General features: G+C 56.6%; 12 protein-coding genes. 2 read left to right on the top strand and 10 right to left on the bottom strand.

Annotated elements, in window-relative coordinates; genetic code table 11:
• The first annotated feature begins 70 nt into the window (after positions 1-70).
• Positions 71-691, top strand: coding sequence for an SOUL family heme-binding protein (locus D888_RS0101050; RefSeq protein ID WP_020674666.1), 621 nt, complete (start codon positions 71-73; stop codon positions 689-691).
• Between the two features lie 31 nt (positions 692-722).
• On the opposite strand, the gene D888_RS20305 is transcribed toward D888_RS0101050, so the two are convergent.
• Entirely contained in the window at positions 723-1,079 is a 357-nt protein-coding gene (locus D888_RS20305) for a DUF1499 domain-containing protein (protein WP_020674665.1), read from the bottom strand.
• Between the two features lie 293 nt (positions 1,080-1,372).
• On the opposite strand from D888_RS20305, the gene D888_RS0101040 reads away from it, so the two are divergent.
• Positions 1,373-2,299, top strand: a complete 927-nt coding sequence (locus D888_RS0101040) for a homocysteine S-methyltransferase family protein (protein ID WP_020674664.1) — start codon at positions 1,373-1,375, stop codon at positions 2,297-2,299.
• 132 nt (positions 2,300-2,431) lie between these two features.
• On the opposite strand, the gene D888_RS0101035 is transcribed toward D888_RS0101040, so the two are convergent.
• From D888_RS0101035 to D888_RS0100995, 9 genes are all read right to left on the bottom strand, one after another.
• Positions 2,432-4,153 (bottom strand): aldehyde ferredoxin oxidoreductase C-terminal domain-containing protein, encoded by a 1,722-nt coding sequence (locus D888_RS0101035; RefSeq protein ID WP_020674663.1) that lies wholly within the window; start codon positions 4,151-4,153, stop codon positions 2,432-2,434.
• Positions 4,154-4,196: 43 nt separating this feature from the next.
• Positions 4,197-4,877: a S8 family peptidase gene (locus tag D888_RS22765; protein ID WP_020674662.1), complete on the bottom strand. Its 681-nt coding sequence runs from the start codon at positions 4,875-4,877 to the stop codon at positions 4,197-4,199.
• Complete coding sequence (locus D888_RS0101025; RefSeq protein WP_020674661.1) at positions 4,874-6,628, bottom strand: ABC transporter ATP-binding protein; 1,755 nt, start codon at positions 6,626-6,628, stop codon at positions 4,874-4,876. The genes D888_RS22765 and D888_RS0101025 overlap by 4 nt, the downstream gene beginning before the upstream one ends.
• Positions 6,622-7,590: a U32 family peptidase gene (locus D888_RS20295; protein WP_020674660.1), complete on the bottom strand. Its 969-nt coding sequence runs from the start codon at positions 7,588-7,590 to the stop codon at positions 6,622-6,624. The genes D888_RS0101025 and D888_RS20295 overlap by 7 nt, the downstream gene beginning before the upstream one ends.
• Entirely contained in the window at positions 7,587-8,411 is an 825-nt protein-coding gene (locus D888_RS22760; RefSeq protein WP_020674659.1) for a hypothetical protein, read from the bottom strand. The genes D888_RS20295 and D888_RS22760 overlap by 4 nt, the downstream gene beginning before the upstream one ends.
• A 75-nt stretch (positions 8,412-8,486) precedes the next feature.
• The gene (locus D888_RS0101010; protein ID WP_020674658.1) at positions 8,487-9,497 is read right to left on the bottom strand and encodes a YncE family protein; all 1,011 of its coding nucleotides are present in this window, start codon (positions 9,495-9,497) and stop codon (positions 8,487-8,489) included.
• A gap of 80 nt (positions 9,498-9,577) precedes the next feature.
• Positions 9,578-9,907 (bottom strand): quinohemoprotein amine dehydrogenase subunit gamma, encoded by a 330-nt coding sequence (gene qhpC, locus D888_RS0101005; RefSeq protein WP_020674657.1) that lies wholly within the window; start codon positions 9,905-9,907, stop codon positions 9,578-9,580.
• Between the two features lie 35 nt (positions 9,908-9,942).
• On the bottom strand, positions 9,943-11,334 hold the full coding sequence (locus D888_RS20285) for a radical SAM/SPASM domain-containing protein (protein ID WP_020674656.1): 1,392 nt from the start codon (positions 11,332-11,334) through the stop codon (positions 9,943-9,945).
• 2 nt (positions 11,335-11,336) lie between these two features.
• Positions 11,337-12,899 carry a hypothetical protein gene (locus D888_RS0100995; RefSeq protein ID WP_169513257.1) on the bottom strand — a complete coding sequence of 521 codons (1,563 nt, stop codon included), beginning with the start codon at positions 12,897-12,899 and terminating at the stop codon, positions 11,337-11,339.
• Positions 12,900-12,951: the final 52 nt, after the last annotated feature.

Here is a 12,951-nt window from a genome sequence, read left to right as displayed (position 1 = left end):
GTCATTAAGCGCTCTCTTTACGGTAGCGCATAATGACAGTCAAAACCTCAAATGACACGGGAGAAAGTGAATGAAACAACGAACCCCGCTGATCATTCTCACTTTGATCATCATACTCTCAGGATCGCATAACACTATGGCTATTGAAGAAGCCCCATACGCAGTCGTCAAAACAGAAGCCGCTTTTGAAATTCGCGATTATGCGCCCTCTCTGCTCGCCGAGACTCTTGTCGATGCCGACTTTGAGAAGGCGGGAAGCAGCGCATTTCGGCGGCTGTTTCGTTACATCTCCGGGGACAACCAATCCCAAACAAAAATCGCCATGACTGCGCCGGTCGCCCAGACGCAGGGCGAAAATATTGCGATGACCGCCCCGGTCGGACAACAAAAATCAGGGGATCGTTGGGCGGTCAGCTTTATGATGCCAGCGTCCTACAGCATCGAAACCCTTCCGACTCCAGACGACCCTCTGATCAGGCTGCGCCAGGTTCCCGCCAGGCGCGTGGCGACAGTGCGCTACTCCGGGTTTTGGAGTAAAAAGAACTATCAGCAGAACAAGGCAAAACTGGATGTCTGGATTCAACAAGAAGGCCTGACCGTTAACGGAGAAGCGGTCTGGGCACGATACAACGCGCCTTTTGTCCCCTGGTTCATGCGGCGCAATGAAATTCTGATTCCTGTCGCTCACTAAAATCGATCCCAGGGCGACAACTGAGTGCGGCCTATTTTACAACCCCGCGGCTGATGAGAGCTGCCCTCAGCCCTTCAATGCGGCGGCGATTGACACCGAAATCTGAATACCCCAGACGCGAGGCCGAACGGACCGCGATGATCCTTTCGGAAGACCGCAGGTTGAGCTCAAGATCATCAACAAAACCGAACAGGGCGCTGCGGCATTCGGCGTGCAGATAATCAGGTTTTTCCGTCACAATCCGCGTACGCGGGAGCTTCGAGAGTAAATCCCGCGCGACCCTCCAGGCGTCCATGGTCGGACAGACAATCTGAAACGGGGCAACCAGATGCTCATTGTCCTGGGCATCACTCGAAACACAGTTCGGTGAAGACGGACAGGGAGCCATCCTGGAACCAGAGACGCCAAGGGTTGGGGGGATGCTTCCCGAACAGGAAACAAGAAAAATGCTCGTTAGAAAGAGTGTTTTTCTTAAGGGAACTGTTTTGCAAATTAGCATAATAGGATCCTGTGATCTTGTCTTAAAGGGTCGACCGGGAAGGGCAAATTCCCCGGTTGCATTGTTCTGGCTTCATCCCTATTGTCGCAACATGAGTCGACCCCATGTCAACATGCAATCTCGTCCTCTGCGGACCCGAAACACCGCATCAGTTTTCATGATCACAAAGAGTGTGAGGAGTGATGACTGTTAAATCGTTGGAAACCAAGATCACTATTCTGGATGGTGGCATGGGGCGAGAGCTTGAACTTCGTGGGGCCCCTTTTAAACAACCGGAGTGGTCGGCGTTAGCGATGATCGAGGCTCCCGAAACGGTCAAAGAGGTCCATAAGGCGTTCATAAAGAGCGGGGCTTCTGTCATCACAACGAACAGTTATGCTCTGGTTCCTTTCCATATCGGAGAGGAACGTTTCAAAAACCAGGGCAGGCTCCTGGCCGCGACAGCGGGACAAGTGGCACGTGCAGCCGTTAAAGAAACTCAAACGAACACGCGGGTCGCAGGCTCTATTCCACCATTGTTCGGATCTTATCGAGCCGACCTCTATCAGGCTGACCGCGTTGCCGAAATTGCTACGCCCTTAATAGAGGGGCTTGGTCCCTATGTCGATTTATGGCTTTGCGAAACACAAAGCCTTGTGGCCGAGGCTGTACGCGTAACCTCATTGATCCGAAGTCTGGATAAGGGGACGAAGCCAATCTGGGTCTCCTTCTCTCTCGAAGATGCCGTGCCCACCCCTGAGCCGCTATTGAGATCTGGAGAGTCCATCGTATCCGCCGTGAAATCCTTGTCCGGCCTGGAGGTCGATGCGATTCTATTTAACTGTTGCCAGCCAGAAGTCATCAGGGGAGCACTTCAAGTAGCACGGGAAACACTGGTATCCGCCGGCACACCAGACCTTGAACTTGGAGCCTATGCCAACGCATTTTCCCCGCAGCTTCAAACCCTGTCCGCAAACGAGGGCCTCAATAAAATACGTACAGACTTGACGCCTTCGGCTTACCTGCACTGGGCACAACAATGGCGAGACGAAGGTGCGACCCTGATCGGGGGCTGCTGTGGTATCGGTCCCGACCATATCGCCATGCTGGCAGAGCAGCTTCATACTTAATTGCATGCCAGATAACTAGCCTCGTCCAGGTAGCCGCTTTGCCCTTGCTTTAAGCGACCGATCCGGATGGTGGCAAAAAGTTCGACGTCGATCCGCAGCGTTTGTTCAACCCTTTTTCAGAGTTGCAGTTATTCACACTGATTCGCCAAAAGCGAGGGTCTTGGCCAGATCCTCGGTGGTGAGATCAAAGGTCGTACCTGCCGTTTCGAGAACCTCGGTGTACATGAATTGCGGCAGACGGTCGTCCTTCTCGGTAAAACCGGCAGCCTTATTGAACTGCTTTTCCAAGAGCAAGGTCTGTACCCCGAGACCCATGAGACGGTTGACGTCCCAATCACCGCCGAACTTGGCAGCGGCCATATCGATCAGATACCCGAGCACCTTGGGATCTTCACAGCAGAATCCGGAAAAAATACACATTCCCAGAGAGTCAAAGACTGTCATCATGATCTGCAGATTACGCGAAAGTTCGACCTGCCCGTCCTTGCACCTTCCATCAAGACTCTGGTCGCCGACTGTGCAACCAGCTGTATGATCGGCCCCCATAGGACTTGTCGCGTAGGTCACCCCGGTGCCCTTTAACCCGCGGGGGTCATAGGCCGCCATCGCCTGACCTTTTACCGTAGGGATCCGCTTTACTCCGAGGTGTCTACCGGTAGCTTCAGTCCCATTACCAAGAATCCGCCCCAGTTCGGTGCCCTCGATCATCTCCTGCGCAAGACGCAAGGCCCCCGCGGCATCGCCGAAGGCTATCAGACCGGCTTCCATACACATGCCAAGCGCACAGGCCGCGTCCATAGTATCGACGCCGAGGTCGTCACAAAGTCTGTCCAGTCTGGCGATAACATCGATATCCCGAATTCCGCAGTTCGCCCCGAACAGCCCGATAGTTTCATACTCGAACCCCGAGGTCAGGTATTTGCCCTCCTTGTCGTTATAGACCTGGGAACAGCGAATGGTGCAGCCGCGCTGGCAGGCATGGGTCTGCTTGCCGCCCCGTTCTGCTTGCAGCTCGGCGATCCGCTCGCCGCTGGTCTCTTCGGCATGCTCCCAACGCCCCTTGCTGAAATTATGCGTCGGCAAAATGCCCATTTCGTTGGTCACGTTAACCAAAAGAGCGGTCCCCAGCGCAGGCAGGCCCTGTCCCGAAAAGGGGTGCGCCAGAATAGCCTGGCCATAAGCCTTGTTGGCCGCAACAAAATTCGCTTTGGCCACATACGCCCAATCCGTCGTCTCCGGATCCTTGAAGACGATCGCTTTCACCCCCTTGGAGCCCATCAGGGCACCGAGGCCACCGCGCGCAGCGGCCCGGGAAGGGTGCCCGTCAAGGTCGGTAAATTGAATCGAAGCGTTCAAATAGCCCCGTTCTCCGGCCAAACCGATCGAAGCGATGGAGATATCACTCCCCATCTTTTTTCTCAACTCTTCCCCAAGTTGGTAGTTGTTCATTCCAAGGTAAGTCTGAGCCGACAAAAACTCGACCCCAGAGGCATCCACCACCAGCACAAACCATTTGTCCTTGGGTGGCTGACCCTCCAAAACCAGTCCATGCAAATCCAAGGCGGCCATTCTTTTAGCCATGGTCCCGCCGGCGTTGGCTTCCTTAATCGTTTTGGTCAGTGGACTCTTTCCCCCCACCGAAATGCGCCCGGAGCAGGGTGCCGCGGTATCAACAAACAGTCCGGGGCAAAGGATGAGTTTATTTTCTGAACCAAGGGGAACTACCCTGGCATCAACCTCCTGGTTGAGGATTTGGGCGATCAAACTTCTCCCTCCGAAAAGTGCATATTTCTGGTCGACAGTTTCGCTGAGTGTGGTTTGACTCTCCATATTAATGCGCAGCAGATGCTTCATGAGTTGCCCTTTCGAGTGACAGTGAAATGATTGAAAATTTGACTCAGATAACCGCTTCCGACGACCTCAATCCGGCCGGAGTTTTCAAGGCAAAATTGAGACTGACTCTGGCGCAGGCAAAAGAATTGCCCCACAGATTGGCCCCTGGCGGCAGCCCCTCCAGGTCGCGCGGCCAGCCCGAAGCCTGGTATGAATAAGGTCGATTCGGATTAACCTCAATCTCCCCCGGTTTCAGATGCTCAGCGGATACTACGCCGATCACGCCAGGAAATGACGCCGGAAGCAGACCCGGCCTCTGCGGATGGCCAGCAGCCACCAGCACAGATCCCGCATCCAGAACGGTTCGACAGGCCTGTTCAAGGACCTCGGCCCCCGAGCCATGAAGCATCCCCAGACTGAGGTTGATAATCTGACACCCCTCGGCAGCAGCTCGCAGTAGCGCCCGAGCCACCAATGAAGGATAGGAGTTCAACTCCCCATCAAAGACGCGAAGCACAAAAAGTTCTGCGGCGGGGAGACCCTGACGCAGAATTCCGGCGACGGCCGTACCGTGACCAACCATGTCCCGAAAGTCCTCATCCTCCTGAATTCTTCCCTGTGCGTCTGAATAAATCCGGAGTCCACGCACCTCACCGCGCACGTGGGAATGCCAGGGGTTGACCCCCGTGTCGATAATGCCGATGCGCAAAGAGCCTGTGGTTTCAAAAACCAATCTTTTGTTCATGCCGATCTCCGTGCCACTTCCAGCGGGGGATGTCCCTGCGGCGGCTTAACCCTGACAGTCCGTCCCGGCCCCGGCTCTGATTCGACATTGCCTTCAGCTGCGGAAGCTGTCACCAATGCGGCGAGAAGTTGGTGTTCATCAACCTGCCGCAGCCGACCCTCCTGCAGCAGGCACAGGCGATCAAACTCATTCAAACCTCCGAGCCGATGAGTGACCACCAGAATGATCTTCTCCTGAAAATGGCTCCAAAGGTTACGACGCACCCGTGCTTCAGTATCTGGATCCAGCGCTGAGAAGGCTTCGTCAAACACCAGAATATCTGGCCGCCTCAACACCAGCCGAGCAATCCCCAGCCTCTGCCGCTGTCCGTCAGAGAGGGCCTGGCCTCGACCGCCGATGATGGTCTGATAGCCTTGTGGCAGCCCCTCGACAAATTCGTGGGCCGCCGCGATCCGCGCAGCAATCACCAGAGCTTCAAAGCTGGCCTGAGGGTTGCCGTAGCGCAGATTCTCCTCGACTGAGGCATGCAACAAAAAGGGCTCGCTCCCCGCGTAGCCGATGCTCTTTTCACCCAGGTAAACTCGCCCCTGCTGTGGGCGGCGCAGGCCGAAAAGGATCTGGATCAGGGTCGACTTGCCTGCGCCCGAGGTACCGAAAAGTGCCACCCGCTCTCCGGGCACAATCTGCAGACTGACTCCGTTCAGCACCAGGGGGTTGCCCGGATAGGCATAGCTGATCTCCTCAAGGCGAACCCCCGCCTCACCATCCGCCTCAGCTTCTGGCTGCCCGCAGGGCTCGCCTTCATCGCTGAGCACCTCGGTGACCCGGTCCAGGCTCACGCGCACTTCCTGAAGATTGCGCACCAACCCCAGCAGCCCCCGAGCAGGCCCGTACAGCCGCCCCTGGTAGAGGATAAAGGCCACAAAAGTCCCCAGGCTGATCTCCGAGCGCTCCAACAACCCGCCGCCGAGCAGATAGATCCAGGCCAGGTTCGCGGTCAGGATGATGCCGGGCAGGCCGGTCGCCGCCGCATCCAAAAACTGAAACTTCAGCAGTTTGCTGACCAGGTTGGTGTTATGTCGACCAAAGCGCTGCTGTTCCTCCTGCTGCGCGCTGTGCAGGCGCACGGCGCGCAAGGCACCCAGCCGCTCTGAAAGGAAATGCGAGAGCCCGGCCATCACCTCGCGAATACCTCTGGTCCCTGCTTCGATGGGACGACGGAAGGCGGCGGTGATAATCAGCGCGAGGATAATCCCGAGAAAACACCATAGCGCCAGAGGGCGTGAGAGATTAAACAGAATGGTAGCTGCCACAACCAGAAAGATCAGGTTCTGAATAAACCCGAGGGCCCCGTCGACCAGAAGGGTCTGGATCTTGGAAATATCGGTGCCGAACCGGCTCAACAGATCGCCGTGGCGAAATTTTTCCAGCGCCTCCAGCGGTGCGTTGACGCAGTGGGCGAAAAGTCGCGCCCTGATCTCCACCAACACCACGGCCGAAAGTTTGGTATGCACCACCCGGGTCAGAGTTCCCAGCAGCAAGTCAACTACAGCCAGGCCGAGCAGGGCGGCGGCGATCAAGGGCACACTGGAAAAATCCCTGCGCTCGGCGACGGCGTCGATAAAGCTCTTGCCGATCAGAGGGGTCGCCAGGGATGACGCCGAACCGGCCAGGCCGAGAATAAACACCGCCGCCAGCAATCCCTTCTTGCCGCGCAGATGACGGGTAAAGAGTTTTATCCCTTTCAGCATCTGCCCTCCCCGGATTGCGCCGCGGCCCACACCTCGGGATAGTAACAGAGGTGCCTCCCTTGACAGAGGGCCGCGCCACCGCGCAGTTCAATCACCCTGTCGCGAATCTCCTCCGGACCAGCACCGGAACGCGCCAGGCGCAGCGCCTGGGCGGCCAGGCTGACCGCGGCCTGCTTCCGCGGCAGTGAGGCCTCACGCCCCACCACCTTCAGGCTGCTGATGCCCATATGCCGCAACCTCGGTAAAGCACACAGGCCACAGGGTCCGAGAGGATAGCCATGATTGGTTTTGCAGCCACAATGGTTCAGGGTCCACTTCCAGAAGGCGTACCCCTCCAGGGTCTGCGCTGAGATCCCCGGTACAGCTTCACCATCGTTCAGACAGAAGGCCCCGGCGGCGTGGGTGGTCGCGCAGAGACCCTCTTCAAAGACGCAGCCGTCATTCAGCAGGAAGACCTCAAAATCGAGCCCGGGGACCAGACTCGACGCGATTTCATCCAGGGTCAGGTGGCGCGGCAGGATGACCCGGGACACCCCCAGTTCCTGAAAAAATGTCGCAGCGCCTTGGTTGGTGCAGGTGGCAAGACTTGAGAGGTGAATTTTGGCGGCCAGCCCTGCTTCAACCAGACTTAGGAGCAGATTGAGGTCGGCGACGATCAGCCCGGCGACCCCCGCGGCAAGGAGTTCGGCACTGAACTCGACCAGTAGTTCCAACGACCCGGCCGGGTAAAATGGGGCGTTGAGGGTGACGTAAACGGGACGGCCTGCAGCCTGGAGCAGAATCCGCTGCAAATCAGCAAAATCGTCGATCCCGGCCGAACCGGGGGAGCGGCGATTGATCCAGTTGTGACTGAACCGCGTCTGCCATGCAGGAGGGGTTATGCCACAGTAGAATTCCTCTGCCCCGGCCGCCAACAGGGGTTCCACTTCGGAGGAATTTCGCAACGGAGCAAGCAGCTTCATGCCAACGGCCTTTCGTGGACGACAATTCTGTCAACCTGGTCCAGATGTGCTTCGACCGCGGCTTGATGCGCTTCGTAGAAAAGTGTGTTCCCAGCCCGCCAGAGGGGAAAGGCAAGATCCTGGCGCTCCTCCTGCTGCCAGCGGTCCCGGCAGGACGCTGAACAGGAATTGGTCAACCCAGTGGCGAAATTCATTTGATCGTTGTTGCTTTCGGCCTTGAACAGGCAGTTGCGGCCCGAGGCCACAAAGGTGTAGGGGAGATGCAATACCCGCTGCAGACCACTCATCTGTTCACCGAGATACCCCCCGGTCAGGTCGGGATCGGTCTCCAGACCTGCGACACCGTAACGCTGCAGCAGCGTGCGTAGCTGACCCCCCCTGGCCGTCTCTGGGCGTTGTGCTGCAGGCGACTCTTCGACAAGTCGCGGATCTCTGAGGGCGCGATTGAGGAGTCGGCCGGCCTGGCGTTTACTTGCGGGGTGCGCGCTGCGCAGCAGGTGCAGCACCCCAAAGTCATTAAACACAATGGTCGGCGCATAACCCCGGGTTGTAAGGGCGCTGACCAGGGTTTGAATCCGGTGCAGCCCATCCGTTCTGACCGGTGGAGTCAGCAGGACCGCTTCCAGGCCAGCTTCCGTGGCCAGCACGCAGAACGCTTCCGCCTCTTTGGCCGCGGGGAGCAGATCCTGACAGAACTCGGAACCAAAATAAACGGCGGTCAAGGGACCGTCAGGCAGCAAGTCTCGCCATTTCTTCGGGCACCACTGCCGCGGATCATCTAAGGGCAAGACCGGGCGAGAGAGACGTATGCCGTATTCCATATCCGCCTTTCAAGATAAAAAACGCGGAGCCGAAAAATCCGCATGCAGATTTTTCGGCTCCGCACCAGTGGTTAATTAGAGCGTCAAGCGTCGCAAACCCATGGCATCGGTTTCCATCTGCAACACCTTGATCGGCTTCATGCTGGCGACATCGAAGACTGTAATCGTCGAGCCCCCTGCGCCGACGTAGAGTTTCTTGCCGTCGGTGGTCGGCATGATGCCGTAGCAGGTCCCTTCGGGAATGGGAACAATTTTGCTGTAGGTTCTGGTTTTCAGATCGATGACCGCCACCTCATCCATAACCGCATAGGCCTTGGTCTTATCGGGTGAATAAATGGCGTTATAGGCGAAAGGCGGCTCGCCCTTGAGCATGGTCTCGTTGACCTTGCCGGTCTTGGTATCGATGCTCAGCAGACCCATCCCCTCGGCTGAGTAGTAGGGAGAGAGCCAGACGCCACCGTTCTCCTCGGTGTAGTTCCATAAGGCCAGAATGTTCATCCCCTTATCAAACATGGGGATGGTGTCCACTATTTTCATCTGCTTGTGGCTGAGGTCGATGGTAAAAATGTCCTGGCCGACGGCATAGAGTTTGGTGTCATTTTCGACCAGGCAGAGGCTGACCACGCCGAAGGGGATTTTCAGGCTGCGCAGTATTTTGCCGTTGTCGAGATTGATCTGCAGCACCTCAGGCGCACCGATGATCGCCTCACCATTTTCGGTGCGGCGGGAGAAAACACTCACGTAACCGGTCTTGCCATCCTGGCTGATCGCCATCCCGTAGATGAAACGCTCCCAGCCCTTTTTTTCGACGTTGATACTTTTGACGATCTTCATCTTTTGCAGGTCAAGCTTGTTGATGACTCTGCGACTGCCGGTGACATAGAGAAACTTCTTGTCAGCGGTAAAAGACGAATCACGGGCAGCGCCCTTCATCGGGATGTTGGTGATGTGATCGGTGTCGGCATCGATAACCTGAATCATCTCGTTCCCCATCTGGAATATCAGGTCTTTGGCCTCGACCCGACTGCAGATCAGCGTGGTACCAAGCAGCAAAGCTGCTAAAAATAAATACTTTTTGAAAGCCATGAATTACTCCTGTTGTTTGAAAATGAAGGGTTTTCGTCTGCGTTGCCACTGTGTCTGAGTCAACAGCCGGCAACTCCTTACTATTTCAGAGTGCGCCAGTCCCGGGCGATATTGGGACAGGCCACATCGAAATCAGGACTGTTGGTGAGACCGTCTGGAACCTGGGCTGGCCACCAGCAATCACCCGCACAACCGGCGTAATCACGCGCCGAAGAGAGGCAGTTTCCGACCGGAGTGGCCGGGCGTGGATTGGTTTCCCAACCGGTATCAAAGATGGTGGTGCAGCCGACCGGCATGTTCAAGGGATCGCCTTCCGCAAGGGCCTCGACCGTTTTTCCTTCCCCCTCGGCCAATGCTTCTATGGCTTTGGCTTTCAGGTTCAAGGCCTCAATCCGTCTTTTCTTATCCATGAGTTTTACCTTTCGTGAAAAATATCGTTAATTTGTTAACCAGCGATCCGTTTCTCTAGCCTCTCAAGCAGGGCCTCGGCGCCCGTTCTGCGCAATTCAGCATAAAGTTCGATACCGAGCTGCAACCAGCTGCGGATAAAATGACAGCTGCCCCCCGGGGGCATTCCCAATTTGGTCTCCCGGAGATGGTTCTCGTAGTGGCAGCCCCCGGCACAGAGGGTTCGGGCCCAGCAGTCCGAGCACATTTGGGCTTTCCCTTCGGTGAGTGTTGCCAGGCTGGCGCTGATTTTGTGCATATCGATACCTGAATCAAGGTCGCCGACGCGAAAGATCTCCTCGCCGGCTAACCTGTGACAAGGAAAGAAGTCGCCAGCGGCATCGACCGCCAGATAACCGAAGCCCGCGCCACAGGCGATCGATTTCGTCTGTCCCAGATGGAGCCGACCGAGCAGGTCGAGAATGTTGCTGAACGGGAGAATCCGGCCTTTTTCAGCCTCCTCCTTGAAGCGGCGAGCCATGGTGGCAAAACCCTGGAGAAGGATCTCTTCCTGGTCGCTGTCGGGAAGCAGTTCGTTGGTAATCGGACTGGCCGGGGCAATGCCGACCTCATGAAAGCCGAGACTGATCAAGTGATCGTAGACCTCTTCGATGCGGCTCCATTGATTCGGGATCAGGGTCACCCGCGCGCCAACCGGCGCCGGGGTGTTGTGCAACAGCTGCAGCAGCTTCGGCAGGATTCTGGTGTAGCTTCCCCGTCCGCTGATATCGGGACGGTTGGCATCGTGCAGGTCAGGAGGACCGTCGAGGCTGATTGAAACGCCGACACGATGGTGGTGCAAGAAGGCGATAATCTCAGGGCTAAGCAGGGTGCCGTTGGTGGTCAGCGATATCTGGACTTTTTTCCCTGCCTCCCCCCCTTTAAGGACCGCCTCTTCGATCGCAGCTTTGACCGCCGGCATGTTGAGTAGCGGCTCGCCGCCAAACAGCACCAGAGTCACGACCTCGCGATCGGCCGCTTCTCTGAGTAGAAGACGAACGGCCTTGCGGGCTGTTTGTGGAGTGAGCAGGCGCCTTTCGCCGCCGTAGCCGCCGCCTTCAGCGTAGCAGTAGGTGCAGCGCAGATTACAATCCTGCGCCACTTCCAATACCATAGTCGCCAAGGGAATCCCCTGTGGATCAGGTAGCACTGGAGCGGGTCTTTCCATGGTGATTTCCGGCCGTAAAAAACGCGCTTCTCGCAACCCGGACAGAATCTCTCGATCCTGCGGGGCTGTCTCGCTAAGATTCAGGGAGGGTCGAGAACCCAAGCGCTGCAGAACCTCGCGCGTCTGCGCGTCGATAAAAAACAGACTTGCATGATCCACCCCGAAGAGAATCGCGCCATCGCCGGCCGGAAAAACCCTATGCTCTGCCCACAGGTAATTCATGGTTACTTTATCCTTGGAATAAAGTCGGGTTCGGTGACCACCAACCTGGCCTCTGCCGAATAACTGCGCTTGTCTTTCTTATACTCAGCCATGACTTTGACCAGACCAGTTCCTTCAGCATGAAATGCTCTTTCGGGGATTGGGCCATAGTCGCTGGAAGGGATGTAAGTCCCGGCGGCCCCGATATCTCCCAGCCAACGCAGATCGTCATCACCGGGACGGGTCACCAGCTCCTTCAAGGTGAAGCTGGCGGCAACCGGGCCCAGCGCTACATCGTCTGCCGGATCGTCGGCGTTGGTCCCTTTGGAATAGGCGATCGCTTCAAACTGCACCCCTTCCGAAGGAAAGTGCGGTCCGCCGCTGACCCTGGCACGCCCCAACTCCGGGGTGATGGCGATATAATCAATCTGCGCGACCAGGTTCAACGTCCCGGCTACAAGCCCCTTAACGCTGAGTTTAGCCTGCGCCGCCCCTTTGCCACGGTAGAGAGCCTGGACCTCAATGGCATTGGTGCCCAACTGTTTTAACGAGATGATTGTTATAGCGTCATTCGTGGTAGTGACATCAGCGGTCTTCACCTGTGGCAGGTTGACCCCCTCCAGCACCAGGGTTGTGGTTTCACCATCGACCAGATAGCCGGGGCTCAGCTTGAGCACGCGTGACTTGCCATTCTGGGGATACCAACTGCTGGTTGAGTTACGAAAATTTGGCGCCGGGAAATTGTGCTGGCCGCGCAGCATGCCGTCGGCGAAGGCGAAAGCACCTGTCGTTTTAAAACCGTTGCGCTCTAAATTGGTCCGGAAAGCGCTACCACCATAAAGGGAGGCATCACCGCTGAAGCTCTCGGTCGTGTTGTCCGCATACTGTAAATTACCGACTACCGCATAATCCCCGTTGGCAGTTTTTTTGAGCGACGCCTGTCCGCGATAATTCCCCTTGATGGGTTCGTACCCCAGAATCAGCCATGATGCAGGGAGTGAATTCTTAGAAGGTTTCAGAGCGGCACCATAGGGTTGACTCTTGGCCAGCTGCGCCAGTACGGCGTCGGCCTCGGGAATCCATTTCATTTCCCGCATCTGACTCAGAACAGTCGGAGTTGTGTAGAGATGGAAGTCGCGGACCTTTTTCCACGCGGATTCGGTCATCCGGTAAGAATGGATTTTCCCCGCACTATGACAACGCACGCAGGTGACAAACAACTTCTCCGGATCGGTGGCCAGTGGTTTCTCAATATTTTGTGGATTATTGTAGAGATCGAGGTAATTCACCTGGGCAGCTTCCGCAGCCGTCAGGCCTTGGGTGGAGCAAAGTTCTTTGATGAGCGGGTTCATCTCACCCGGCTTCAAATCCATCCCATGCAGTCTGGCCATACGATCGACGATGACCGCCCACTCCTCGGGTGTGGTGCGTAGCTCTTCAACCCTGGAGATTTTATTAGCCTTGGGCGCATGACAGCCGGTGCACTTCTGCCAGACCAACGAATCTTTGCTGAAGGCCATGGCTCCGGGGGCGAGGACCCCCATCGAAAAAAACAGGGCGATCAGGATCAACAGTGTATTTCGCATAATTTTAAACCTCTTGTTTATTTGTCGGTTATTTTCGCAGCTGTAAAGGCTT

Source organism: Geopsychrobacter electrodiphilus DSM 16401, assembly GCF_000384395.1.
GTDB lineage: Bacteria > Desulfobacterota > Desulfuromonadia > Desulfuromonadales > Geopsychrobacteraceae > Geopsychrobacter > Geopsychrobacter electrodiphilus.
This window is presented reverse-complemented; position numbering and strand designations above follow the sequence as displayed.